Origin of the sequence: Sphingomonas sp., from assembly GCF_019635455.1 — a bacterium.
Classification (GTDB): domain Bacteria; phylum Pseudomonadota; class Alphaproteobacteria; order Sphingomonadales; family Sphingomonadaceae; genus Sphingomonas.
This window is the reverse complement of record NZ_JAHBZJ010000001.1, coordinates 320339-344973: the sequence shown is the minus strand read 5'-3', so window position 1 is coordinate 344973 and position 24635 is coordinate 320339. Positions and strand designations below refer to the sequence as shown.

Annotated in this window: 22 protein-coding genes; 9 read left to right on the top strand and 13 right to left on the bottom strand. The window is 66.1% G+C overall.

The features are described from left to right. Position 1: 1 nt before the first annotated feature. From KF783_RS01790 to KF783_RS01780, 3 genes are all read right to left on the bottom strand, one after another. The gene (locus KF783_RS01790) at positions 2-892 is read right to left on the bottom strand and encodes a F0F1 ATP synthase subunit gamma (RefSeq protein ID WP_294076170.1); all 891 of its coding nucleotides are present in this window, start codon (positions 890-892) and stop codon (positions 2-4) included. A gap of 97 nt (positions 893-989) precedes the next feature. Continuing rightward, on the bottom strand, positions 990-2519 hold the full coding sequence (atpA, locus tag KF783_RS01785; protein WP_294076169.1) for a F0F1 ATP synthase subunit alpha: 1530 nt from the start codon (positions 2517-2519) through the stop codon (positions 990-992). Between the two features lie 39 nt (positions 2520-2558). Next, positions 2559-3113, bottom strand: a complete 555-nt coding sequence (locus KF783_RS01780) for a F0F1 ATP synthase subunit delta (protein WP_294076168.1) — start codon at positions 3111-3113, stop codon at positions 2559-2561. 212 nt (positions 3114-3325) lie between these two features. On the opposite strand from KF783_RS01780, the gene KF783_RS01775 reads away from it, so the two are divergent. Beyond that, entirely contained in the window at positions 3326-4261 is a 936-nt protein-coding gene (locus KF783_RS01775; RefSeq protein WP_294076167.1) for a hypothetical protein, read from the top strand. Beyond that, positions 4262-4927, top strand: coding sequence for a hypothetical protein (locus tag KF783_RS01770; protein WP_294076166.1), 666 nt, complete (start codon positions 4262-4264; stop codon positions 4925-4927). A gap of 22 nt (positions 4928-4949) precedes the next feature. Here KF783_RS01770 and msrA read toward each other — a convergent pair whose 3' ends face one another. After that, positions 4950-5495, bottom strand: coding sequence for a peptide-methionine (S)-S-oxide reductase MsrA (gene msrA / locus KF783_RS01765; RefSeq protein WP_294076165.1), 546 nt, complete (start codon positions 5493-5495; stop codon positions 4950-4952). Between the two features lie 72 nt (positions 5496-5567). Here msrA and galE point away from each other — a divergent pair, with 72 nt between their 5' ends. Further along, complete coding sequence (gene galE, locus KF783_RS01760) at positions 5568-6563, top strand: UDP-glucose 4-epimerase GalE (RefSeq protein ID WP_294076164.1); 996 nt, start codon at positions 5568-5570, stop codon at positions 6561-6563. Next, complete coding sequence (locus KF783_RS01755; RefSeq protein ID WP_294076163.1) at positions 6560-7183, top strand: MarC family protein; 624 nt, start codon at positions 6560-6562, stop codon at positions 7181-7183. The genes galE and KF783_RS01755 overlap by 4 nt, the downstream gene beginning before the upstream one ends. Here KF783_RS01755 and KF783_RS01750 read toward each other — a convergent pair. Together KF783_RS01750 and KF783_RS01745 are read right to left on the bottom strand one after the other, a co-directional pair. Next, positions 7180-7827: a CPBP family intramembrane glutamic endopeptidase gene (locus KF783_RS01750; RefSeq protein ID WP_294076162.1), complete on the bottom strand. Its 648-nt coding sequence runs from the start codon at positions 7825-7827 to the stop codon at positions 7180-7182. The two genes, KF783_RS01755 and KF783_RS01750, sit on opposite strands and share 4 nt — an antisense overlap. A 112-nt stretch (positions 7828-7939) precedes the next feature. Then, complete coding sequence (locus tag KF783_RS01745; RefSeq protein ID WP_294076161.1) at positions 7940-9736, bottom strand: AcrB/AcrD/AcrF family protein; 1797 nt, start codon at positions 9734-9736, stop codon at positions 7940-7942. Between the two features lie 65 nt (positions 9737-9801). Between KF783_RS01745 and KF783_RS01740 the strand changes: the two genes are divergently transcribed. Both KF783_RS01740 and KF783_RS01735 read left to right on the top strand, forming a co-directional pair. Further along, positions 9802-10227 (top strand): GtrA family protein, encoded by a 426-nt coding sequence (locus tag KF783_RS01740; RefSeq protein ID WP_366511684.1) that lies wholly within the window; start codon positions 9802-9804, stop codon positions 10225-10227. A 2-nt stretch (positions 10228-10229) separates the two neighbouring features. After that, on the top strand, positions 10230-10961 hold the full coding sequence (locus KF783_RS01735; protein ID WP_294076350.1) for a class I SAM-dependent methyltransferase: 732 nt from the start codon (positions 10230-10232) through the stop codon (positions 10959-10961). Positions 10962-11022: 61 nt separating this feature from the next. Here the strand turns inward: KF783_RS01735 and dacB are convergent, their stop codons facing one another. The 5 genes from dacB to KF783_RS01710 form a co-directional block, all read right to left on the bottom strand. After that, positions 11023-12447, bottom strand: a complete 1425-nt coding sequence (gene dacB / locus KF783_RS01730) for a D-alanyl-D-alanine carboxypeptidase/D-alanyl-D-alanine-endopeptidase (RefSeq protein ID WP_294076160.1) — start codon at positions 12445-12447, stop codon at positions 11023-11025. A gap of 38 nt (positions 12448-12485) precedes the next feature. Then, positions 12486-13580, bottom strand: a complete 1095-nt coding sequence (locus KF783_RS01725) for a glycosyltransferase family 2 protein (protein ID WP_294076159.1) — start codon at positions 13578-13580, stop codon at positions 12486-12488. Positions 13581-13643: 63 nt separating this feature from the next. Beyond that, positions 13644-15470 carry a DUF885 family protein gene (locus tag KF783_RS01720; protein WP_294076158.1) on the bottom strand — a complete coding sequence of 609 codons (1827 nt, stop codon included), beginning with the start codon at positions 15468-15470 and terminating at the stop codon, positions 13644-13646. A gap of 32 nt (positions 15471-15502) precedes the next feature. Beyond that, positions 15503-17590, bottom strand: coding sequence for a bifunctional (p)ppGpp synthetase/guanosine-3',5'-bis(diphosphate) 3'-pyrophosphohydrolase (locus KF783_RS01715; protein WP_294076157.1), 2088 nt, complete (start codon positions 17588-17590; stop codon positions 15503-15505). Positions 17591-17691: 101 nt separating this feature from the next. Next, a complete protein-coding gene (locus KF783_RS01710; RefSeq protein ID WP_294076156.1) occupies positions 17692-17997 on the bottom strand; it encodes a hypothetical protein in 306 nt (101 codons plus the stop codon). A 142-nt stretch (positions 17998-18139) separates the two neighbouring features. Here KF783_RS01710 and KF783_RS01705 point away from each other — a divergent pair, with 142 nt between their 5' ends. Next, entirely contained in the window at positions 18140-18643 is a 504-nt protein-coding gene (locus KF783_RS01705) for a helix-turn-helix domain-containing protein (protein ID WP_294076155.1), read from the top strand. 4 nt (positions 18644-18647) lie between these two features. Here the strand turns inward: KF783_RS01705 and KF783_RS01700 are convergent, their stop codons facing one another. After that, positions 18648-20423 (bottom strand): sensor domain-containing diguanylate cyclase, encoded by a 1776-nt coding sequence (locus KF783_RS01700; RefSeq protein ID WP_294076154.1) that lies wholly within the window; start codon positions 20421-20423, stop codon positions 18648-18650. A 76-nt stretch (positions 20424-20499) separates the two neighbouring features. Then, the gene (locus tag KF783_RS01695) at positions 20500-21705 is read right to left on the bottom strand and encodes an LL-diaminopimelate aminotransferase (protein WP_294076153.1); all 1206 of its coding nucleotides are present in this window, start codon (positions 21703-21705) and stop codon (positions 20500-20502) included. A gap of 286 nt (positions 21706-21991) precedes the next feature. On the opposite strand from KF783_RS01695, the gene phaC reads away from it, so the two are divergent. Continuing rightward, positions 21992-23674, top strand: a complete 1683-nt coding sequence (phaC, locus tag KF783_RS01690) for a class I poly(R)-hydroxyalkanoic acid synthase (RefSeq protein ID WP_294076349.1) — start codon at positions 21992-21994, stop codon at positions 23672-23674. 89 nt (positions 23675-23763) lie between these two features. Then, entirely contained in the window at positions 23764-24498 is a 735-nt protein-coding gene (locus KF783_RS01685) for a phasin family protein (protein ID WP_294076152.1), read from the top strand. Positions 24499-24635: the final 137 nt, after the last annotated feature.

Here is a 24635-nt window from a genome sequence, read left to right as displayed (position 1 = left end):
CTTAGAGCGCTTCGGCGCCCGAGATGATTTCCACCAGCTCGGTCGTGATCGCGGCCTGGCGGGTGCGGTTATACTGGATGGTGAGGCGGTTGATGAGGTCGCCCGCGTTGCGCGTGGCGTTGTCCATCGCGGTCATCTTGCTGCCCTGTTCCGATGCGGCGTTCTCACGCATCGCGCGGAACAGCTGGATCGCGACGTTGCGCGGCAACAGGTCGGCGAGGATCGATTCCTCGTCCGGCTCATAGATGACGGCGGCGGGCGCGGCCTGGCTGGTCGGCGTGCCTTCAGGAACCGAGGTCGGCGCGACCGGAATGATCTGCTGTTCGGTCGGTTCCTGCGTTAGCACCGACTTGAAGGTCGAGTAGAACAGGTGGGCGACGTCGAACTCGCCGGCTTCGTACCGCGCGATCAGGTCGTCGGCATAGCCGCGCGCATCGGCAAAGCCGAGCTTGCCAAGGTCACCCGGCTCGATGCCGTGGAGCATCTCCTTGGGGAACAGGCGGTTCAGCACGTTCCGGCCCTTGCGCCCGATCGTGTAGAATTTCACCGTCTTGCCCTGCGCGATCATTTCCTGCGCGCGGCGGCGGGCGAGGCGGGCGATGTTGGTGTTGAATGCCCCCGCCAGGCCCTTGTCCGACGTGGCGACGACGAACAGGTGGACCTGGTCCTTGCCGGTGCCGGCGAGCAGCCTGGGCGAGGATTCGCTGACCGTCACCTTGCTGGCGAGGCTGGCGACGACGCTCTCGAGCCGCTGGGCATAGGGGCGCCCGGCCTCCGCCGCTTCCTGCGCGCGGCGCAGCTTCGCGGCGGCGACCATCTTCATCGCCTTGGTGATCTTCTGCGTCGACTTTACCGAGCCGATGCGGACCTTGAGTGCCTTGAGGCTGGCCATCTTCTTCCTTCTCGTGCTCCTGCGGATGCAGGAGCCCAGGGTGATCGAGCGAGCCGGTGGCGGCTCTGGGCTCCTGCTTTCGCAGGAGCACTCCAAATCACGCGAACGTCTTGCCGAACGCTTCCAGCGCATCCTTGAGCTTGCCCTTGGTGGCGTCGCTCAGGTCCTTGCTGTCGCGGATATCCTTCAGGATGTCGGCATGCTTGCTGCGCATCTCCGAAAGCATCAGCGCTTCGTACCGCACCACGTCCTGCACCGGCACGCTGTCGATATAGCCGTTGGTGCCGGCGAAGATCGACACGGTCTGCTCCTCGAACGGCAGCGGGCTGAACTGCGGCTGCTTGAGCAGCTCGGTCAGGCGCGCGCCGCGGTTGAGCAGCTTCTGCGTCGAGGCGTCGAGGTCCGAGCCGAACTGCGCGAATGCGGCCATCTCGCGATACTGCGCCAGCTCGAGCTTGATCGAACCGGACACCTTCTTCATCGCCTTGGTCTGGGCCGACGAACCCACGCGGCTGACCGACAGGCCGACGTTGATCGCCGGGCGGATGCCCGCGAAGAACAGGTCGGTTTCGAGGAAGATCTGGCCGTCGGTGATCGAGATCACGTTGGTCGGGATGTACGCCGACACGTCGCCCGCCTGCGTTTCGATGATCGGCAGCGCGGTGAGCGAACCGGCGCCATTGTCCTCGTTCAGCTTCGCCGCACGTTCGAGCAGGCGGCTGTGCAGGTAGAAGACGTCGCCCGGATAGGCTTCGCGCCCCGGCGGACGGCGCAGCAGCAGCGACATCTGGCGATAGGCGACCGCCTGCTTCGACAGATCGTCATAGACGATCACGGCGTGCATGCCGTTGTCGCGGAAATATTCGCCCATCGTGCAGCCGGTGTACGGTGCCAGGAACTGGAGCGGGGCGGGGTCCGACGCGGTGGCGGCAACGACGATGGAATATTCCATCGCGCCATTTTCCTCCAGCGTGCGGACGAGCTGCGCGACGGTCGAGCGCTTCTGGCCGACCGCGACATAGACGCAGTACAGCTTCTTCGATTCGTCGTCGCCGGCGTTGACCGTCTTCTGGTTGATGAAGGTGTCGATCGCGACGGCCGACTTGCCGGTCTGGCGGTCGCCAATGATCAGCTCACGCTGGCCGCGGCCGACGGGGACGAGCGCGTCGATGGCCTTGAGACCGGTCTGCACCGGCTCATGCACCGACTTGCGCGGGATGATGCCCGGCGCCTTCACCTCGACGCGGCTGCGCTGCGTATATTCGATCGGCCCCTTGCCGTCGATCGGATTGCCCAGGCCATCCACGACGCGGCCGAGCAGGCCCTTGCCGATCGGCACATCGACGATGGTGCCGGTCCGCTTGACGACGTCGCCTTCCTTGATCTCGGCGTCCGAGCCGAAGATCACGATGCCGACATTGTCGGCCTCAAGGTTCAGTGCCATGCCCTGCACGCCGTTGGCGAACTCGACCATTTCGCCCGCCTGGACGTTGTCGAGGCCATAGACGCGGGCGATGCCGTCGCCCACGCTCAGCACCTGGCCGGTCTCGCTGACCTCCGCCTCGGTGCCGAAATTGGCGATCTGGTCCTTGATGACCTTGGAGATTTCTGCGGCGCGGATATCCATGGTTTTGCCTTTAGCCTTTCCTGCTGATCGCGTCCGCGATCAGGCTTTCATTGCGTGCGCGAGGGAATTGAGACGGGTCTTGATCGAACTGTCGATCATCTGGGAGCCGATCTTCACGACCAGCCCGCCAAGCAGCGAGGGATCGACCGACAGGTCGACATTGACGTCGCGGCCGACGCGCTGGCGCAGCTGCGCCTTCAGTGCCTCGACCTGCGCGTTCGACAGCGGGTGCGCCGACACGACTTCGGCGGTGGTCTCGCCCCGCTGGCGCGCGGCCAGGGTGCGGAAATCGCGGACGATGCCGGACAGCGCGGCCAGGCGACGATTCTGCGCCAGCACGCCCAGGAAATCGGTGGTCAGCGGATCCAGCTTCATCGCCTTGGCAGCGGCGGCCACGCCCTTCGCCGTGTCCTTGCGGGCGAGCAGGGGGCTGCTGGTCAGGGTCGCGAAATCGGTCGATTCGGCCAATGCCTGCTTCACCGTCACAAGGCTCGATTCGACTGCCGCGATCGCGCTCTTCTCCCGCGCGAGATCGAACAGCGCGGTCGCATAGCGTCCGCTTAGACTTGCCTGAATACCGCCGGAATTCTCCACGGACGCGTGTTTCCTCTAGGAATCTTCGAAATGGCCCCATGCGAAAAAGGGGCAAGCCATGGCGGCAGCCCCGATGGGTTGGCGGGCGCGTAGCAAAGGGGGGCGGGGGATGCAACCCGGGCGGGCCGTTGTGGGGTTGCGGCATCGGCATCGCGATGCGACACCCGACGCTGCTATTGTCACGCATGGGGGGAATCATGGTGGGAACGCGGATGCGGGCCGCGGCCGCGGCGGTCGCGATGGTGCTGGCCGGGGGCGCCCATGCCGAAAGCGCGCGGATGACGGGCAAGTTCGCGGCGCCCTATCGCGATGCGGCGATGCTCGAATCGCTGCGCGTCGGACGGTTCTCCGGTCAGGATGGCCAGGCGCTCGAAATGGCGATCGAGCGCGCGCTGTCGGCGCCCGATCTCGACGGACGCCCGCATTTCGATCTGGTCGGCGGCCGGGGCGGCGATGCCGACGGGCTGTTGACCGGCAACGTCACCACCGGCGTCCAGGAAAACCTCTACAAGGGCAAGGAGAAACGGTGCGTCGAGCGTGAGGGCGGCAAGCGCGACGGCAAATGCCTGCGCGAGGAGATGGTGGAGGTCGACTGCACCCGTCGCGTGATCAATGTGAACGCCGATTTCCGCCTCGCCCGGCGCAACGATGGCCGCATCGTCTATACGACATCCAAGCCACGACGGGACGAGGTAAGCTGGTGCCGGGGCCGCAATCCGCCGAGCACGGCCGAGGAGACGATCCGCGCGATCATCCTGGGCATCGCTGCCGAGGTGCGCACCGACATCGCGCCGACGATCCAGAATTACAGCATCCGCTTTCGCGAAAGCACGCGCGGACTCGAAAGGTCGCTGACCCGCCCGTTCAAGGAGATCGTGCGACAGACCCAGCGCGATCTGCCCGCCGCCTGCGCCGCGTGGCAGGCGATGGACGGCCAGGCGCCCGATCATCCCTCGATCGTGTTCGATCTGGGCCTTTGCGCCGAATCGCGGGGGGAATATCGCCGCGCCCTCGACCTCTATCGCCGCGCCGCGGCGCTGATCGGTGGCGGGGGCAATGAAGGGACGGCGGGGATCGAACGCGCCGAACGCCTCATCGCCGCGCGCGAGGACGACCGCGAACGCGGGCGCGGGAAAGCGCGGCGCTAAGTGTCGAAAGCCGTCGCGCTCCTCCCCGTCGCCTTGGGGGCCGCCGCGTTCGCGCTGATGGGCGCCGATGCTGCGCCGACGGGCGCGTTCCGTATCGAAACCGTACAGTTCGAGGTGGCGCCCCCGCCCGGCTATTGCCTGTCCAGCGACAGGGAGGTTGCGATCGATCGGCGTATTGCCGCCGCCGACCGAATGAACGTGACGCATCTGTCGGTTCATGCCTGTGGCACGAAGCCGCCGTGGCGAAGCTATTTCCTCGTCAAGACACCGGTCCAGTTGCTGCGCGTCGTCACCACCACGGCCGAGTTGCAGGCGGCGGTCTGGCCCGAACTGGTCAGGGGATTCGATTCACGCGCGATCGAAACGCGATCGTCCGATCAGGCCACGCGGGTACTGGGCGCGCGCACCACCGTGAAAGGAGAGATGGTGCCTCTCGGCAAGGACGAGTCCTGCCTCTATCTTGGCGGCGTGATCGATGTGAGAACGCCCGAACGGAAGGTCGGCTATACCCTGTCCGTTGCCGGATGCATGACCGTCGTCGGGGGACGGGTGATGACGATCTACCGCTATGCTCCCGGCACGACGATGGACAGCGTTCGCGCGCTGATGCCGTCTGCCCGTGCCTTTGCGGCGGCAATCAACGTGCGCGACGACGCGCGCCGCTGAGCCGCGCATCCAACAGCGGTCGTTAGGCCCCGGCGCCTTCCTGCAAGCGTGCGGCAAAGCTCTTGCGCAGCTTGTTGAGCTTCGGCGGGATCACCGCCAGGCAATAGGGATTGCGCTGGCCCTCGCCCTCCCAATAATCCTGATGATAGGATTCCGCCGGCCACCAGGGCGCGTTCGGCTCGATCGTGGTGACGATCGGCGCGGGCCATTCGCTTGCGTTGCGGGCGATCCCCGCCCGCGCCGCCGCCTCCTGCTCCGGCGATTGCGGGAAGATGGCGGAGCGGTACTGTGTCCCGACATCATTCCCCTGCCGGTTCAGCTGCGTGGGATCGTGGGTCGCGAAGAAAATGTCGAGCAGATCGTCATAGCCGATCCGGTCGGGATCGAACGTCACCTTCAACGCCTCGGCATGGCCGGTATCGCCGCCGCACACCTGTTTGTAGCTGGGGTTGTCCACATGGCCGCCGATATAGCCGCTTTCGACCGATTCGACGCCGATCAGGTCCTTGAACACCGCTTCCACGCACCAGAAGCAACCGCCCGCCAGGATTGCGGTTTCGTTCGCCATGTCTCTCAACTCCTTGCTTCGACGCGCTAGATAGGGTTGAGCGGCATCCGCAACCAGAGGGGGCAGGGCGACATGCGTGACGGCACGGTGATGGTGACGGGCGGAGCGGGCTATATCGGCAGCCACGCCGTGCTCGCCCTGCTCGACGCCGGCTGGCGGGTGGTGGTGATCGACAATCTCGTCACCGGGTTCGACTGGGCGGTCGATCCGCGCGCGACCCTGATCGTCGCCAATGTGGCCGATGACGACGCGGTCCGCGCCGCGATCCGCGATCATGGCGTCACCGCGATCATGCATTTCGCCGGATCGGTCGTGGTTCCCGAATCGGTCTCCGATCCGCTCAAATATTATCGCAACAACACCGCCGCCACGCGCAGCCTGATCGAAAGCGCCGTGGCGGAGGGGGTGCCGCATTTCATCTTTTCCTCCACCGCCGCCACCTATGGCATTCCGGACAGCGTGCCGGTGCGCGAGGATGCGCCACGGGTGCCGATCAACCCCTATGGCATGTCGAAGCTGATGACCGAGTTCATGCTGCGGGACGTGGCCGCCGCGCATCCGCTCAACTATTGCGCGTTGCGCTATTTCAACGTCGCCGGCGCCGATCCGCAGGGGCGCAGCGGCCAGAGCACGGCCGGCGCCACCCATCTCATCAAGGTCGCGGTCGAGGCTGCGATCGGAAAGCGTGACAGCGTCGCGATCTTCGGCACCGATTTCGCCACGCGCGACGGCACCGGCGTGCGCGATTATATCCATGTCAGCGATCTTGCCGCGGCCCATGTCGATGCGCTCGACCTGCTGCGCGCCGATCCGTCGGCCAGCCACACGCTCAACGCCGGCTATGGGCGCGGCTATTCGGTGCTCGAGGTGCTCGATGCGGTCGATCGCGTGACCAATGTGAAGCTCGACCGCCGGATCGAGGGCCGGCGCGCCGGGGATCCCGACGAACTCGTCTCCGACAACCGCGCCATCCTCGCCGCGCTTCCCTGGCGGCCCAGATATGACGATCTCGACCGGATCGTCGCCGACGCGCTCGCCTGGGAGCGCAAGCTGGCGGAACGCGGATGATCGAACTCTTTCTCTCCGCCTTCGCGACGCTGTTCGTGGTGATCGATCCGCCCGGTTGCGCGCCGATCTATGCCGGCCTGACCAAGGGCGCGAAACCGGTGCAGCAGCGGGCGATGGCGATGCGCGCGACGATGATCGCCAGCGCGATCCTGCTGGTCTTCGCGCTGGTGGGAGAGGCGCTGCTCCACACGCTCGGCATCAGCCTCAACGCCTTTCGCATCGCCGGCGGCATCATGCTGTTCATCATCGCGCTCGAAATGGTGTTCGAGAAGCGGCAGGAACGGCGGGAGGATCGCGCGACCAAGATCATGGATACGCCCGAGGTCGAGGATGTCTCGGTCTTTCCCATGGCGATGCCGATGATCGCCGGCCCGGGATCGATCGCGACGATCATGCTGCTCGTTTCGCGGGCCGATGGACCGGGTGAGACCGCCGCCGTGTTCGGCGCGCTGATCCTCGTGCTGGCGCTGACGCTCGCCTCGCTGCTGGCCGCCGGCCCGCTGATGCGGCTGCTGGGCGCAAAGATCGAGGCGGTGATCACCCGCCTGCTCGGCGTCCTGCTCGCCGCGTTGGCGATCCAGTTCGTGATCGACGGGGTCAAGCGCAGCTTCGGGATCTAGGTTGACGCCTGCGCCGGTGGTGCCGCCAGCGCCAGCATCGGCAGTCCGGCGTGGATGACGATCAGCCACCACAGATCCCCGGTCAGCGCATAGGCGATCGTGAACACGAATGCCGAAAGCAAGCTTCCCGCCAGCTTGCGGCGATCCTTCACGCCATGCGCTACGCCATAGGCGGTCGCGGCGACGCAGACCGCGCCGACAGATCCGGCAAGCGGCGTGAGAACCCATAGCAGGAAACCGCGATAGAGCAGTTCCCATCCGGCCCCCGCGACCAGCCCGAAAACGATGAACAGCTGCCGCTCCCCCGCCGTCTGCGGCAGCGGACTGTCGCCGCCATGCGCGGGGCCGGCGGGACGTCGCCGGACGGCGATCCACAGCCCCCCGATGAGCGCGGCGGCGACAGACAGATAGACCCAGCTGGTCCAGCGCAGCGGAACGACCAGGCCCAGCGCGGCGGCGCTGCGATCGTGCGCCACCCATTGGAACGCCAACAGGGCGAGGCACGCCGCGATGGTCAGGATCGCTTCGCCATAGCGCGCGGTGCGCGATCGCGAACGACGCGAGCGCTCACGCCACAGCGCGCGTGCGGGAACCCCCAGCAACAGGATGAGGGCGAGGGCGATGTCCATGTTGTTCATCTGCATTCCCGTTCCTTCCGTCGTGCGCGATGCCGACTGTAACGGCGCAACCTACCCATCCGCGCGCCTATCGGCCGGCCACGTCCAAATCCCCGGGGACCGTGCGGACGTCGCCGAGCTAGCGGTCGTATCGGATGCGCCAGAGCCGATAGGGCGCCCCCTTGGGCAGCGCGATCGGCTCCAGCCATGACGGCGCGCCGCCGGCGGCCAACTGCGCATAAAAGCCCTTGGGCGATCGCGACCGATAGATCGTCGTTTCGGCCATGTTCGGACAGACCAGCAGATATTGCGCGCCATAGCGTTTGGCGATGCCGCGGAACGCGTCGGTGGGGCCGGTAAAGGCATGGTGGACATCCAGGATCGCCTGCCCGTTGCGGTGATAGGGACCGGCAATGCCCTTGTGATGGGTCATCACGATCAGCCGGGGACCCAGATCGACATGGGTGAACAGCGTCGATGGCGGCAGCGCCCGGTCCAGCATCGCCATGCCCGCCGCGCCGGCGCAGCGCGCATTGGCGCGGTTGACCGCGCTGCGCGTCTTGCTGGGCGGATCGACCTTCACATATTTCACCACGAATCCGGCGAACAGCCCCGACACCAGCAGGAACGCGGCAACCGATCCCAGAATCCGTACCGGCATCCATTTGTGGTTGAGGAACCATGGCACCACGATCCATGCCAGCGCCGTTGCGCCCGGCGCGGCGAGCAGCTGGGCCGCCGGTCCTGCGCGAATCTGCCACAGCAGCATCGCGGCGGCAAAGGCGGTGAACAGCCCGATCGCGACCCATGCGACCAGCTGGTCGGCGCTTCGGGCGCGCCACGCGGCGACGCCTGCCCCGATCACGCCGATGATCGGCAACACCGCGATCGGGAAGCCCATCGCGAAGCTGTGTTTATAGATCGGCCGGGCTTCGCGGACATTGTTCAGCCAGACCTCGGCGAGTTCGGGCGACACGCCCTCGGGTCGGCCAAGACATTGCGGAAAGACGGCGGCGAACCCGCCGGCGACGATGCCGCCCGCCACCACGGCCAGGCCAAGCCGCGCGATCCGCCCGTCGGGGTTGAGCAGGCTGATCCCGAACAGCAGCGCGCCCGCGACCACCATCACCGACAGCCACACCGGCGTCAGCGCATCGCAGCGCAGCGCGTAATTGGCATTGGAGGCGAAGATGACGAAGCCCAGGCTGCTGCCGCCCGCCAGGCTCAGCGCATAGGCCTGCATCCGCCGCACCTCGGCCCCATCCCAGACCCAGCGCAGCGCGACGATCGCGCCCGCCATCGCGCAATAGGGCAGCATCTCAAGCCCGATCGTCAGCGACGCCGCACTCGACAGACCAACCGTCAGCCCGCCGCGCGCGCGGCGCGGATCGGCAAGCCCCATGACGGTCAGGCTCAGAAATGCGAGCTGCCAGCCATGATGATCGATGCGCATCGGCATGAACATCAGCATCGTCGCGGTGCAGCCCATCAGGATCACGATCGCCAGCGGCCATGCCATCGGCGCGATCAGCCGGCGTGCGGTCGCGCCGAGTGCGGCCATCGTCACCGCCAGCGGCAGCAGCGGCGCGATGCCACAGGCCAGCCGTTCGGCCATGGCGGTGCCGACGAACGGCTTGAACAGCAGGATCAGCGCCGCGATCGGCAGGTCCACCAGGCGCGACCAGTGGATGTCGAGCCCGGCCGGCGGGGCGAGGCGGTACTGGCGCAGGTCGTACCAGCCCTGTCCGGCGAGCAGGCCGCGCACCTGCATCAGCCGCATATTGTCGTCGGTATCGCCCAGCGCGAGCGCCTGGATATAGCCCCAGCGGCTCCACAGATACCATCCGGCGATCACCGCCCAGGCAAGCAGCGTCCAGCGCAGCCAGCGTTCGGTGAGTTCGTGGTCGAGGTTCAGCCCCCCGAATCGCTTCGACATCAAAACCGCTTTCCCTTCCGCCGCTCGCGGCTTAGTGCGGCGCACGGTTCCGGGGCAAGGCGAACGTGCGCGTCATCATCCATCGAATCGGCGAACTGCAACGCAGCGGCATGCTTGGCCAGCTGATCCGCTTCGGTATCGCCGGCGTCATCTCGACGATCATCTATTCGGCGGTCTACATGCCGCTCGCCACCTGGGTGTTCCCGAACCTTGCCGTGGCTGCGGTGCCGTTCGCCTTTATCGTGGCGGTGACGGCGGGATTTTTCCTGCACAGCATGTGGAGCTTCAAGGGGCATGGCAGCCGCGACAATAGCGGGCGCCAGCACGCCAAATTCCTGATCGTCCAGGGGTTCGGCCTGATGCTCAACGCGCTCTTCACATGGGTGCTGGCCGATTATCTGCACTATCCGGACTGGGTGCCGCTCATCCCGATCGTGACGATTACGCCGCTCGCGACTTTCGCGTTCAACCGCCAATGGGTATTCGGCTGAATATGGACCGTATCGTTTACGACCGCATGGCGGAGCATGATTCCACCCATTGGTGGTATGTCGCCCGCCGCGACATCCTGGCCGATTACATCGCTCGCTATGCCCGCCTGCCCGCCAATGCGCGCATCCTTGAAATCGGGTGCGGCACCGGCCACAACCTGCCGATGCTCGGCGCGTTCGGCACGGTCGATGCGATCGAGATCGACGAAGCCGCGCGCGATATCGCCAGCCAGCGGCTCGGCAGGGACGTGGGCAGCGCGCCGCTTCCCGAACTGGCGGGCGTGGCGGATGGGCAATATGACCTGATCGCCGTGCTCGACGTGGTCGAACATATCGATGACGACGTGGCGGCGTTGCGGGCGATGGCGGCCCGGCTGCGGCCCGGCGGGACGATCCTCATCACGGTTCCGGCGCATCAGTGGATGTGGAGCGCGCACGATGTCGTGAACCACCACAAGCGCCGCTATTCGAAGGCGACGCTGACCGCGGCGCTCGACCGGGCGGGGCTGCACTGGCGCAAGCTGCGCTGGTTCAACTCGCTCCTGTTCCCGGCCGCCGTCGCGGCGCGGCTGGCCGGCAAGATGACGGGCAAGGACGACAGCGACGATTCGCCGCCAGCCAAGCCGTTGAACTGGCTGTTCGAACGGATTTTCGGACTGGAACGGCACCTGCTCGGGCGCGTGCCGATGCCGCCCGGCCTTTCGATCATCGTACTGGCACAGCCCAGGAAATAGGTCGTATCGCGCCGCCGGTCCGCGCGCTCCACCTGTCGAAAGCCGATCCGCCCCGGGGAGGTCAGTTCGCGTCGGCGATGGCGACCAGCGCGGCGTCCATCGCCGGGGTGCCGGACGCGCCGGAGGGAATGTCGTTGGCATAGACGGCAAAGGTGAGCGTCCGCCCGCTCCGCGCGATCAGATAGCCGGCCAGCGCGCTGGTCGCGTTGAGGCTGCCGGTCTTGGCGAAAATCCGTCCCTCCAGCGCGGTTCCCCTGAAGCGGCGCGCGAGCGTTCCATCGACGCCGCCCACGGGCAGTGTCGCCCGCCACGCCGCGCCCCAGGGCTGGTCCGCGATCCAGCGCAACAGCGCAACCATGCCGCGCGGCGCGATCCGGTTGTAGGTGGACATGCCCGACCCGTCGGAAAAGTCGTAGGCGGTGCGCGGAGCGCCGGCGGCGGCGAACATCGCATCGACCCGCGCCTGTCCATCGGCGACCGATCCGGTTCCCGAAACCAGGCCCGCGCGACGCAGCAACAGCTCGGCGTGGAGGTTCTGGCTTACCTTGTTGGTGATCCGCACATCGTCGGCAAGCGGCGGCGGGGTCAGCACGGCGAGCCATTGCGGATCGGCCGGGCGGGGCGGGGCCGCGGTCCGGCTGGCAGGGTCGTCGGAGGCGCTGACCGGGCGATAGCGCGAGGTGATCGTCCCGCCGACCCGGACGCCGCGTTCGCGCAACAGCGCGGCCAGACGCCACGCCGCGAAATGCGCCGGATCGTCGATCCCGAAGCGCAACTGCTGGGCCTTCGCGTCGAGGGCGATGGTGCCGGTGATGCGCAGCGTGCGTTCGAGCGGAAGCCGGTCGTAATTCAGGTCGGTCTTGCCGCCTGCCACCGTCACCGCGCGATTGTCGACCACGAAATATCCGGGATGATCGATGCGCGGCGGCTGTCCGGCGGCTGTCGGCGTGACGGTCGCACCGGTTTCGTTGTCGTCAATCGTCAGCGCCGCGATCGCGGTGCCGGAACGGCTCGGGATATTGTTCCAGCTCATCCCCGAACTCCAGCGTTCGTCGGGAAAGAGCGTCGCGTCGCCGATGATGTTGCGGATGCGCCGGGTCCTGGCGGCGATCGCATCGGCGAGCTGGGCAAGGCAGTCGATCGTGCAGTCGGGCGCGCTGGACAGCCGCGCATCGCCGCGACCCGTCAGGATCACGTCGCGCCCCTCGATCCGCACGGCGGCGCCACCCCGGCTGTCCGGCTGGTCGAAATCGGGGATGGTCGCCCAGGCGGCGGCGGTCGTCACCACCTTTGTATTCGACGCGGGGATGAACCGGTCATCGGGATTGATCGCGATGAGTTCGCGCCCGTCGGCGTCGGCCACGACCAGGCCATAGCGGGTGCCGGTGGCGGCCTTTGCCAGTTCGCTCTCGACACGCGCCTGTATCGACGGCGCCTGTATCGACGGCGCCTGTGCCGAGGGCGCCTGCTGCGCCGCCGCCGGCAACGCTGCCCCTGCCAGGGCGAGGAAGGCGAGCGCGTGTTTCAGAGCAGCGTCGGCGGGTCGCCCGCCTTGCGCCGGGCGCGCGGCTTCGGCGCGGTGGCTTCCGGTCCGGGATCAGGTTCCGCCGCGTCACGCCGGGTCGGCGACACGGTGACCTCCCCCGAATCGGCATAGCGATAGCCGAGCGACGCATGTCCCTTCACCGGCCCGGCGACGTCGGCGACGAGATAGAGCGGACGACGCTTCGATTCGACATAGAGCCGCCCGAGATATTCGCCGATCATGCCAAGCACGAACATCTGCACCGCGCCCAGGAACACGACGACCAGCATCGTCGAGGTCCAGCCCTGCACCGCGCTGCCCATCAGCCAGCCGATGACGATATAGAGGAACAGCAGCGCCGACAGGCCGGTCAGCGCAAGCCCGGCATGGCTGGCGAAGCGCAGTGGCGCAGTCGAAAACCCGGTCACCGCGTCGAGCGCGAACCGGATCATCTTGGCGAGCGGATATTTGGTTTCGCCGGCATGACGCTCGTGCCGGTCATAGACGAACGGCACCTGACGAAAGCCGACCCAGGCGACCATGCCGCGAATGAACCGCGCCTGTTCGGGCAGGCTGAGCAACGCATCCAGCGCGCGGCGGCTCATCAACCGGAAGTCGCCGGTGTCGAGCGGGATCGGCGTGTCCGTGATCCGGTCGAGCATGCGGTAGAAGATCGCCGCCGTCGCCTTCTTGAAAATCGTTTCGCCATCGCGCTTGCGGCGCACGGCATAGACGACATCGGCCTGCTGCTCGCGCATCGTCGCGCGCATGTCGGCGAGCAGTTCGGGCGGGTCCTGAAGATCGGCGTCGATGATCAGGATTTCCTCGCCCGCGCACAGATCGAGCCCGGCGGTGAGCGCCAGTTGATGACCATGGTTGCGCGACAGGTTGATCGCGACCAGCCGGGGATCGCCGGCACACAGCCGGTGCATGACCGACCAGCTGCCATCGCGCGAACCGTCATTGACCAGCACGATCTCATAATCGTCGCCAACCGCGGCCCGGGCCGCTGCCGAGACGCGCTCGTGCAGCAGCTCCAGACAGCCTTCCTCATTGTAGCAGGGAATGACGACCGAGAGCTTGGGGCGTTGCATGGCGTGCGGCTTTAGCGCGCCAATCCGGGCGCGTCATCGGGATTCGCACCGGCGCGCATGCCGTCAGGCACCGGCGACCCGCCGCGCGTCCTCCTCCACCAGCCGCTCCAGGATGGTGAGCGGAACCGCGCCGCGCCGGATGACCTCGTGAAACCGTTTGATGTCGAACTTTGCGCCGGCGATCTCCTGCGCCTTGCGACGGGCGCGGACCCAGCTGGTATGGCCGATCTTGTAACTGCACGCCTGGCCGGGCTGGGTACAGTAACGCTCCACCTCGCGCTGGGAGCGGGGCCGGGCGAAGCCGACGGTATTCACCATGTAATCGGTCGCCTGTTCGCGGCTCCATTTCTTGTAATGGATGCCGGTATCGATCACCAGTCGCGCGGCGCGGAACAGGAAGGACTGGAGATAGCCCGCGCGTTGCAGGTCATTCTCATAGGCGCCCAGTTCGTCGGCGAGCTGCTCCGCATAGAGCGCCCAGCCCTCGCTATAGGCGCCGAAAAAGCTGAACTTGCGGATCATCGGCCCTTCGGCCTGCTGGGCGGTGCTGATCTGGAGATGGTGGCCCGGAAGCCCCTCATGATAGGTGAGCGAGGGCAGCGAATATTTGGGCCAGTCCGCCACGCTTTTGAGGTTGATGAAATAGATTGCGGGGCGCGATCCGTCGAGCGCGGCGCGGTTGTAATAGCCGTTCGACGCACCGTCCTGGATTTCCACCGGCACCGCGCGAATTTCGAGCGGTGGCGTCACCGGGTCGCGGAACATGCGGGGCAGCAGCGCCTTCACCTTCGTCACGTCGGCGTTCAGCGATTTGATGAGGTCGATCCGGCCCTGCGCCGTGTCGGGATAGAGCTGATCGGGCCGTTCGTTGAGCGCGGTCAGCCGCGCGCCGACGCTGCCCCGGGTCAGCCCCTGCGCCTTCAGGATGGTGTCGAGCCGCGCGCTGATCTCCGCAACCTCGTCGAGACCGATCTTGTGAACCTCGGCCGGCGTGAAATTGGTGGTCGTGGCCTGTGCCAGCGCCGCCGCATAGATGTCGTCGCCCTGTTGCACGTCCCACACGCCGGCGCTGCTCCGCGCCTTCGCACGCTGGGACCTGACCAGCGCGATCTGGCGGTCGAGCGCGGGATAGACGCGTTCGGCAATGATCTTCGCGGCGCGCGCCCCCCAGTCACCCTCGATCCCCTTGGCCGCGGTGCGCTGCACGAGCGATTTCGCCATGGTGTTGTCGATCGGTGCCGGCGCGCGCAGCTTGGCCATCTGTTCCAGCGTCAGGTCGAGCGAGAAATCGGGCGCGACGATTCCGCGTGCGCCCAGTTCGGCCTGCTCGCGGGTGTCGGCGTCAAGCGCGCCGCCCATTTGCGACAGCCGGTCGAGCAGCGCCTCGGCATCGTCCTTCGTCGCGATCACATGGGTGGTGTTGAGAAAATCGGGCATCGAGAAATAGACGCCGCCCTGCTGAAAGATGGCAAAGGGGCGCATGACCGTATCGATGCCGAACTTCTCACGCGGGAGCAGCTGGCCCTTCATCGAATAGATGACGATTTCGCGGTCCAGCTTCGACGCGTCGGACAGGGTTTCGGGATCGACCGCCTCGATCTGTGCGAGATACGCCTTGGTATCGGCCTGCGCCTGAGCCTTCGCTTCGGGCGAGCGGTCGTTGAGGCGATGCTTGAGCGGCGCGTTGGCGCCCTTGTCGAACCCGATCGAGGTGGCGAGTTCGGGTGCGCGCTGGATGCGCTCCATCAGCATCTTGTTGAAGATGGCGTTGAGGCCCGCATCGCCGGCGCCCGCTTTCGCGGCTGCGGACTGGAGCGCGCTCGCCGGTGCGGTGGAGGCAGCGAGCGCCGCGACGGCGGTGCCGGAGGCGAGGAAGGTGCGACGGTCCATGGTGGCGATCCTTTAGCCGTGGAAGGGAGGAATCAGGCGCGTTCGGCGGAACTCACGGCGTCGGCGGCGCGCAGCGCGGCGACGAGTTTCATCAGATGGGCCGCGTCGCGCACTTCCAGATCGATCATGTTGGTGTGAAAGGTCGTGTCGCGGGTGTCGAAGCGAATGTTGAGGATGTTCGCCTTGTGCTGGCCGAGCAGGGTCGCCACCGCGCCAAGCGCGCCGGGTTCGTTCTTCAGCGTGACCGCGAGTCGCGCGGTGCCGCCCTCGACCCCGTCGCCCCAGCCGATGTCGATCCAGTCGTCATCCTCCACGGTGTCGAGCTGGGCGCAGCTGATCTGATGCACCTCGATCGGGGCGCCGGGACGGCGGACGCCGACGATCCGGTCCCCCGGGATCGGATGGCAACAGCGCGCGAGGGTGAAGGCGACCCCGGGGGTCAGCCCCTTGATCGAAATCGGTGCGCGCTGGCTGGGGAGCGGCGCGACGTCGCCGTCGGTCGATCCCGGCATCAACGCCTCCATCACCTGCACATCGGTGACCCGCTGGCGCGCGATCGCCTCCATCAGCGCGCTCTCGTCATCCAGCTTCAGTCGCGACAGCGCGTCGCCCAGCGCTTCCTCACCGATCGCCACGGGCAGCCGGCCGACAATCTCGTCATAGAGGTTGCGGCCCAGCGCGATCGTCTCTTCGCGCTCCTTGTGGCGCAGATGGCGGCGGATCGACGCGCGCGCCTTGCCGGTAATCGCGAAGTTGAGCCAGTTTTCCTGCGGCTGCTGGGCCTTCGACCGCAGGATCGCCACCTGGTCGCCCTGCTGGATTTCGGTACGCAGCGGCACCACCTGGCCGTTCACCTTCGCGCCGACCGACTGGTCGCCCAGATCGGTGTGGACGGCATAGGCGAAATCGATCGGCGTCGCGCCCTTGGGCAGCTGGATCAGCTCGCCCTTTGGCGTGAACGCGAAGATGCGATCCTGATACATCGCCATGCGCGTGTGTTCGAGCAATTCCTCCGGACTCTCGGCGGTATCGAGAATCTCGACCAGATCCTGAATCCAGCGGATCTGCGTGTCCGGCCGGACTCCGTCCTGCTTATATGCCCAGTGCGCGGCGAGGCCGAATTCGGCCTGGGCGTGCATGTCGCGGGTGCGAATCTGGATTTCGACACGCGTGTCGCCGGCATGGATGATGCTGGTATGCAACGAGCGATAGCCATTGCGTTTGGGCGTCGAGATGTAATCCTTGAACCGCCCCGGCACCATCGGCCAGCGGCGGTGGATGATGCCGAGCGCGCGATAGCATTCCTCTTCGGTATCGACGATCGCGCGGAACGCCATGATGTCGGAAAGCTGTTCGAAGCTGACATGGCGCTCCGACATCTTTTTCCAGATGGAATAGGGGTGTTTCTCGCGCCCTGAAATATCCGCCTCCACCCCCCCGCGCGACAGCAGCAGCTTCAGGCCGGAGCCGATCTTCGAGATGCGATCCTCGCCCTCGACCTTCAGCGCCTCGAGCCGGCGGGTGATCGATTCATAGGCTTCCGGCTCGAGCTGCTGAAACGCCAGCGTCTGCATCTCGTTCATGAATTCGTACATGCCGATCCGCTCCGCCAGCGGGGCATAGATATCCATGGTCTCCCGGGCGATGCGGCGCCGCTTCTCCTCCTTGGGGATATGGTGGAGGGTGCGCATATTGTGCAGGCGATCGGCGAGCTTGACGAGCAGCACGCGGATATCGTCCGACATCGCCAGCAGGAATTTGCGCAGATTTTCGGCGGCGCGCTCGCTTTCGGTCTGCGCCTCGATCTTGGACAGTTTGGTCACCCCATCGACCAGCCGCGCGACGCTGGGGCCGAACCGGGCCAGAATTTCCTCGGGCGTGGCGACCGTGTCCTCGATCGTGTCATGGAGGATCGCCGTCGCGATCGTCTCGTCGTCGAGATGCAGATCGGTGAGGATGCCCGCCACCTCGATCGGGTGGCTGAAATAGGGGTCACCCGATGCGCGCTTCTGGCTGCCATGCGCATGCATCGAGAAGACATAGGCGCGGTTGAGAAGCGCCTCGTCGGCCTTGGGATCGTAGCTCAGTACCCGATCGACGAGTTCATATTGGCGCAGCACGGCGACAAGATGGTGCGACGAAGCGCTGCTTTGCAATATAATTCAACGCAAAACGGACACCGGCAGCGCCGATGCCCGTTTCACTGTTGCGCAACGGTAACTTACTTCGCGCGGGCGTTGCAGGCCGACAGCGCTTCGGCGTCGAATGCCGTCCCGGCGACGGTGAAGGTGCTGAGCGTGCCGATCTGCTGCGCGACGCGTTCGCACATGACCTTGTCCTGCATCGTCGACTTGGGCGCGGCGCATTCGGCGCCCTGGCACTTCCAGATCGTCGTCTTCGTCACGAAACTCGTCTTCTTCGGCGCTGCGGTCGCGGTCGCGGAATAATAGCTGCTCTGGGCCATCGCGGCGACGGGCGTGAGGGCCACGAGCGACAGCGCGGCGGCGAGCGGGGCAAAGCGGATCATGTCTTCCTCCTGGGGGGTGCAGTAAAGGTTGCGAATCGCTACTTATTCCCATAGATTTTTAGTTTCAAGAGAAAACCTATGCTGCGATCGCGAAAATCATTGCGGTTTGTGCGGCGAGGAAATTGAGGTAGTTTCACCTGCTATGGGTCAGACCGGACTGCGAGAACCGCTTCGCGAACTCGTCAATCAATGCAGCCTTCCCGCCGCGCTGGAGGCGATGGGCGAGCGCTGGTCGTTCCTGATCCTGCGCGCCTCGTTCAACGGCTTGCACCATTTCGAGGAATTCCAGTCTGAACTGGGGATCGCGCGAAACATCCTGGCCAATCGCCTGGCGCGGCTGGTCGATCACGGCATCCTTGCGCGCCAGACCTGTGACGACGACCGGCGAAAGGTCGAATACCGCCTGACCGAGAAGGGCTTCGCCCTGCTGCCGACGATGGTGGCGCTGCGGCAATGGGGTGAGCGCTGGGAGACGGGCCTGCCGGCGAGTCCGGTGCTGGTCGATGCGCGCGATCGCCGGCGGATCGCGCCGGTCCAGGTGACCAGCCATGACGGTCGTCCGCTGGGCAAGCATGATCTGATCTGGTCGCTGCCCGAGGATGTGGTGGGCGACGCGGCAGACGCGGCGCCGCGCGCCGCTCAGTGATCCATTATACGGCGGCGGCGACCGTCACGCGGTTGCGCCCCGCCGCTTTCGCCCGATAGAGCGCCGCATCGGCCTGACGCAGAATTGCCTCCGGCGAGGCGTCGGGCGCGATCAGGGCGATGCCGATGCTCACCGTGATCGAGAACGCGCCCGCTGGCGTCACGACGCTCATCGCCGCGACCGCGCTCCGAACCCGCTCGCACGCCGCGCTGGCGGCGGCGGGATGGAGGTCGGGGAACAGGATAGCGAACTCCTCGCCGCCGAGGCGCGAGATGACGTCCTGCGCGCGCACGCAATCGCGCAGGACATCCGAAAAGGCGAGCAGCGCGGCGTCCCCGGCGGGATGCCCCCAGCGATCGTTGACCGCCTTGAAATGATCCAGGTCGAGAAGCGCGAGCACCCCGCTCGTCCCTCGATCGCTGCGGACCAGTCCGGCGAGCCGCCCCTGAAAGGCGCGGCGGTTGAGCAGGCCAGTCATCGGATCGGTCGATGCCTGGCGCTCCAGATCCGCTTCGCGCGCCTTGTACTGGCTGAGATCGCGAACGACGTTGACAACGGTGGCGATCGCGCCATCGGGACCCGAGACGGCGCGCGTTGTGGTTTCGAACCAGCGCCCGGTTCCGCCCGGCGTGACGCCACGATAGTCGATCCGGTGCGAGCTGTCGGGGTTCGCCAGCGCGGCGCGATGGACGGCGGCGACGCGCGCGCGGTCCTCCGGCGCGACCAGCGTCAGCGCGTCTTCGCCGACGAGCGCCGACGGCACGAAACCGGTGACTTCGAGCACGGAGGGGGAGGCGAATCGCACGGTTCCGTCGGGGTCGAGCGCCATCATCGCGTCCGAGGCATGTTCGGTGATCAACCGGTGACGCGCCTCGCTCGCGGCGAGCGTTTCGGTCAGTCGGCGATTCTCGGCCATCATCGTCGCAAAGGGCAGCGCGGTCAGAAACACCGTGCCGAGATAGAATTGGAAGAATTGCAGCTGAAATGCGTCGCTGCCCTGCACCAGGTGGACGGGGCCGTGGCCGGCAAGGGTGAACAGTGCGCCGATGACGGCGGTCGCGAACACCGCGACGGCGGCGCCGGCAAACCGGAACAGGGTGGTCGCGACGACGATCGGCAGGATCGGCAGGAACAGCAGCGAGAGCCTGTCCTGATAGAAGGTCGCGACGACGACCCCGACCATCGCGCCGGTGACGAGCAGGAACAGCCCGACCCGCTCGCGGTTCAGCCCTTCGCGATACTGGCGGTCGCCAAGCAGGAGCAGCGCGACGGGCATCCCGATCACCGCGCCCAGCCCGTGGCCGACGAGCCAGTTCAGATAGGTGAAGCCGGGCGCTGCGCCCTGGAACAGCCACAGCCCGGTCGCGGTGAATGCGCCGACTATCCCCGGCGCCAGCAGGCCGGCGGCCGCGACGAAGGGCGCGATCGATGCGAAGCTGGTCAGCGGGCGTCGCCCGTGTCCGAACCGGCGGAGCAGGGCGAAGGTGAGCCACGCCTCCGCGACGTTGAGGACCATGAACATCGCCGCGATCGGCGCATAGGGAGAGATCGCGGTGGTCGCGCTCCACGATGCCGCCATGCAGCTCAGCGCGAGCGCAAGATGTTCCCGGCGCGGGCGGGTGCAGAAGGCGACGATCAACGGCGCGTTCGCCAACCACAACAGTGCGACATTGTTGCTGAGACGCGTCAGCCAGATCGCTCCGAGCGCGAGCACGAAATAGCTGATCGCGACGGTCGCGATGATCGGGATCTTGCGCTGGGGGAGCGTAATGGACGCCATCCCGGCTTGATAGGGAAACAACGGTTAACGCCGCGTTTTCAAACCCTTTTCCGTGATTCCCGCGGGTTGCGCCCGATCAGGCGGATTTCGCCGGGGTGTTGACGCCCATCGATTGCAGATACCGTTTCACATTGCGCGCTGCCTGGCGCAGCCGCTGTTCGTTCTCGACCATGGCGATGCGCACATAGCCTTCGCCATTTTCGCCATAGCCGACGCCCGGCGCGACCGCGACCTTGGCATGGGTGAGCAGCTGTTTCGAGAATTCGAGGCTGCCGAGATGGGCGAGCGCCGGGGGCAGGGGCGCCCAGGCGAACATCGACGCGGCGGGGCTTGGGATTTCCCATCCCGACCGCCCGAAGCTCTCGACCAGCACGTCGCGCCGCTTGTGATAGAGTTCGCGATTGGAATCGACGATGTCCTGGGGTCCGTTGAGCGCGGCGCACGCGGCCGCCTGAATCGGCGTGAAGGCGCCATAGTCGAGATAGGATTTCACCCGCGTCATCGCCGCGATCAGCGTCTTGTTGCCCACCGCGAACCCCATCCGCCAGCCGGCCATCGAATAGGTCTTGCTGAGGCTGGTGAATTCGATGGCGACGTCCTTCGCACCCTTGACCTGGAGGATCGAGGGGGTCGGCTTGCCGTCATAATAGAGTTCGGAATAGGCCAGATCGGAAATGATCCACACCCGATTGTCACGCGCCCACGCGACCAGCCGCTCGTAAAAGGCAAGATCGACCGTCTCCGCCGTCGGATTGGACGGATAGTTGACCACCAGGATGCTGGGCCGCGGAACGGTGAAGTTCATCGCCCGCTCCAGGCTTTCGAAATAGGCGTCGTCGGGCGTGGTCGGGACCGCGCGGATCGTGGCGCCGGCGATGATGAAGCCGAAGGTATGGATCGGATAGGACGGGTTCGGCGCCAGCACGACATCGCCCGGTGCGGTGATCGCGGTGGCGAGGCTGGCCAGCCCCTCCTTCGACCCCATGGTCACCACGACCTCGCTCTCCGGATCGATATCGACTCCGAACCTGCGGGCGTAATAATTGGCCTGGGCGCGCCGCAGCCCGGGAATCCCCTTGGACTGCGAATAGCCATGCGCCGACGGTTTGCGCGCGACTTCGCACAATTTGTCGATCACATGCGCGGGGGGCGGCAGGTCGGGATTGCCCATGCCCAGATCGATAATGTCCTCCCCGCCCGCGCGTGCCGCTGCGCGCATCGCGTTGACTTCGGCGATGACATAGGGCGGCAGTCGCTTGATGCGGTAAAATTCTTCGGACATCTCTCGCTCGAAAGGCTCCAGGGGCGGTCGCGCGGATCGCGCATGCCCGTTATACAGGGGCCGGGCCAGCAAACCAGAGGAGAGGCGCGTGGCGAGCGACAAGAAAAAGCAGGCGGCGCCAAAGAACGCCAAGCCGCGCCCGGTATCGGCCAGGGCGACCAAGCCCCGCCAGCCGCGCGCGAAGAAAACCGAAAAGCCCGACGAGACGAATGCCGAGCCGCAGGCGCGCACCGCGCATGCAGCGGCAGGCGACGGTGCGGCGACGGACGCGCCGACGCTCGAAGGATTGCAGCACTGGACCTGGGTCCTGGGCCGCGCGCAGCAGATGATGATGGAACATGGGCTGGATCTGGCCGGTCAGGTGCCGTCGATGCCGGCGGCGACGTTCGATCCCACCGCGATGGTGCGGGCGCAGGCGGATTTCTGGGGCGACACGATGCGCCTGTGGCAACGGTTCATCGATCCGGCATCGGCCCCGCCCGCCGATGAAAGCCCCGACCAGACGCGGGACCGCCGGTTCAAGGCGCCGCAATGGCGCGAACAGCCGATCTTCGACTTTATCCGCCAAAGCTATTTCACGCTGTCGAGCCACCTGCTGGCCGGGGTCGAGCAGATCGACGGGCTGACCCCGAAGCAGAAGGAGCAACTCCGCTTCGCGACGCGCGGATTCATCGACGCGATGAGTCCGTCGAACTTTCCCGCGACCAATCCCCAGGTGCTCGAGCGGACGATCGAAACAGGGGGGGAGAACCTGATCAAGGGACTCTCCCATATGCTCAACGACCTGTCGAAAGGGCAGTTGACGCAGACCTCGGAGGGCGCGTTCGAACTCGGGCGCAATATCGCGACCACCCCGGGCAAGGTGGTCAAGCGCACGGCGCTGTACGAACTCATCCAGTACAGCCCCACCACCGAAACCGTGTTCGAAACGCCGCTGGTGATCTTTCCGCCCTGGATCAATCGCTTCTACATCCTCGATCTGACGCCCGAGAAGAGCTTCATCCGCTGGGCGGTCGATCAGGGGCTGACCGTTTTCGTGGTGTCGTGGAAATCCGCCGACGCGTCGATGGCGGATGTCGTCTGGGACGATTATGTCGAGCGCGGGCAGATCGATGCGATCGACACGGTGCGCGACCTGCTGGGCGTCGAGTCGGTCCACAGCATCGGCTATTGCGTGGCCGGAACGACGCTTGCGGCGACGCTGGCGGTGCTCGCGGCGCGGGGGCAGCAGGAGCGGGTGAAGAGCGCGACCTTCTTTACCGCGCAGGTCGATTTCAGCGAGGCGGGCGACCTCAACGTGTTCGTCGATGACGAACAGCTCGCCCTGATCGGCTCGCTCACCACCGACGGGTTTCTGGACGGCCGGTACATGGCGGCGACGTTCAACCTGCTGCGCGGACGCGACCTGATCTGGAACTATGTGACGAGCAATTACCTGCTTGGCGACGATTACGCGCCGTTCGATCTGCTCCACTGGAATTCGGACGTCACCAACCTGCCGGCGAAATGGCATGCCGCCTATCTGTCGGACCTGTACCGCGACAATCTGCTGGTCCAGCCCGGCGCATTGTCGGTGGGCGGGACCCCGATCGACCTGGGCAAGGTGACGACGCCGGCTTATGTCCAGGCCGGGCGCGAGGATCATATCGCGCCGCCGGCCAGCGTGTGGAAGCTGACCGAGCATCTGGCGGGGCCGCTGCGCTTCGTTCTGGCCGGGTCGGGCCATATCGCCGGGGTGGTGAACCCGCCGGCCGCCGGCAAGTACCAGCACTGGATCAACGCGAAGCCGGCCCGCACGCTCGAGGACTTTGTTGCGGGCGCAACCGAGGTCAAGGGAAGCTGGTGGCCGGACTGGATCGGCTGGATCGAGGGGGTGGATGGCGCACGCACCCCGGCAAAGGGCGCGCGAAAACCCAAGGATAATAAGGGGCTTGGGGATGCGCCGGGGCTGTACGTCCGGACCCGGTAAATTTATTGTGCGCTGCACAAAAATCGACTTGAAACCTTCATGTCCGAAAGCTATATGCTGCATTGCAACAGCCAATTCGGGAATGTGCAATGGCCAGCAAGGCTCCACGTGCCGGCAAGAAGCCGGTCAGGAAGACGACAGCGTCCAAGCCGAAGGCGACTTCGCCTGCGGTGACGGAAGCGGCGAGCGTCGAACCGGTGAAGTCCGTCGTGGCCGAACCGGCTGCGAAGGCGGCGGAGGCGGCTGTCGAAACCGTCGAAACCGTGGTCGAGCCGGTCGTCGCGGCCCCCATAGCGGAAGAGGTCGCCGAGACGGCGGCGCCAGCCGCCGCGCCGGCCCGGAAGATCATTGAGGATACCGCCCCTGAGATGGCGGAAACTGTAGCCAAGGGAACTGAACTCATGGAAGCCATCGAAAAGACTCAGGCGATGTTCGCCGATATGAACGATCGTGCGAAGGCCGCGGTCGAAAAGAACACCAAGCTGGTCGGTGAAATGACCGATTTCGCGAAGGGCAATGTCGAAGCGCTGGTCGAAAGCGGCAAGATCGCCGCCAAGGGCCTCGAGACGATCGGCCAGGACGCTGCGGAATATAGCCGCAAGTCGTTCGAGAGCGCGACCGCCGCGATGAAGAGCCTGGCCGCCGTGAAGTCGCCGGCCGATTTCTTCAAGCTGCAAAGCGACTATCTGCGCAGCTCGTTCGACGCGGTCGTCGCCGAGACGTCGAAGAACACCGAAGCGATGATCAAGCTCGCCGGCGATGCCGCGCAGCCGGTGTCGAGCCGCTTCGCGGTGGCGATGGACAAGGTCAAGGCCGCGGCCTGAACCTTTGCCGGATCCGACAGGATCGAGGGCGGTCGCGTCTGCGGCCGCCCTTTTTGTTGTGTCCGGCCGGCGAAAACGCGGTTAGCGCCCTTGCCCCGAACCGGGTGTCGTCATATTTTTGAAGCCCTCATGACAGA

Bases quoted from the DNA above. Each gene is read 5' to 3' on its own strand.
- KF783_RS01685 (WP_294076152.1), top strand. From the start codon at position 23,764: ATGGCCAGCAAGGCTCCACGTGCCGGCAAGAAGCCGGTCAGGAAGACG.
- KF783_RS01725 (WP_294076159.1), bottom strand. From the start codon at position 13,580: ATGCAACGCCCCAAGCTCTCGGTCGTCATTCCCTGCTACAATGAGGAA.
- KF783_RS01695 (WP_294076153.1), bottom strand. From the start codon at position 21,705: ATGTCCGAAGAATTTTACCGCATCAAGCGACTGCCGCCCTATGTCATC.
- KF783_RS01705 (WP_294076155.1), top strand. From the start codon at position 18,140: ATGGGTCAGACCGGACTGCGAGAACCGCTTCGCGAACTCGTCAATCAA.
- galE (WP_294076164.1), top strand. From the start codon at position 5,568: ATGCGTGACGGCACGGTGATGGTGACGGGCGGAGCGGGCTATATCGGC.
- KF783_RS01735 (WP_294076350.1), top strand. From the start codon at position 10,230: ATGGACCGTATCGTTTACGACCGCATGGCGGAGCATGATTCCACCCAT.
- msrA (WP_294076165.1), bottom strand. From the start codon at position 5,495: ATGGCGAACGAAACCGCAATCCTGGCGGGCGGTTGCTTCTGGTGCGTG.
- KF783_RS01710 (WP_294076156.1), bottom strand. From the start codon at position 17,997: ATGATCCGCTTTGCCCCGCTCGCCGCCGCGCTGTCGCTCGTGGCCCTC.
- KF783_RS01720 (WP_294076158.1), bottom strand. From the start codon at position 15,470: ATGGACCGTCGCACCTTCCTCGCCTCCGGCACCGCCGTCGCGGCGCTC.
- KF783_RS01745 (WP_294076161.1), bottom strand. From the start codon at position 9,736: ATGTCGAAGCGATTCGGGGGGCTGAACCTCGACCACGAACTCACCGAA.
- KF783_RS01700 (WP_294076154.1), bottom strand. From the start codon at position 20,423: ATGGCGTCCATTACGCTCCCCCAGCGCAAGATCCCGATCATCGCGACC.
- atpA (WP_294076169.1), bottom strand. From the start codon at position 2,519: ATGGATATCCGCGCCGCAGAAATCTCCAAGGTCATCAAGGACCAGATC.
- KF783_RS01755 (WP_294076163.1), top strand. From the start codon at position 6,560: ATGATCGAACTCTTTCTCTCCGCCTTCGCGACGCTGTTCGTGGTGATC.
- KF783_RS01775 (WP_294076167.1), top strand. From the start codon at position 3,326: ATGCGGGCCGCGGCCGCGGCGGTCGCGATGGTGCTGGCCGGGGGCGCC.
- KF783_RS01790 (WP_294076170.1), bottom strand. From the start codon at position 892: ATGGCCAGCCTCAAGGCACTCAAGGTCCGCATCGGCTCGGTAAAGTCG.
- KF783_RS01750 (WP_294076162.1), bottom strand. From the start codon at position 7,827: ATGCAGATGAACAACATGGACATCGCCCTCGCCCTCATCCTGTTGCTG.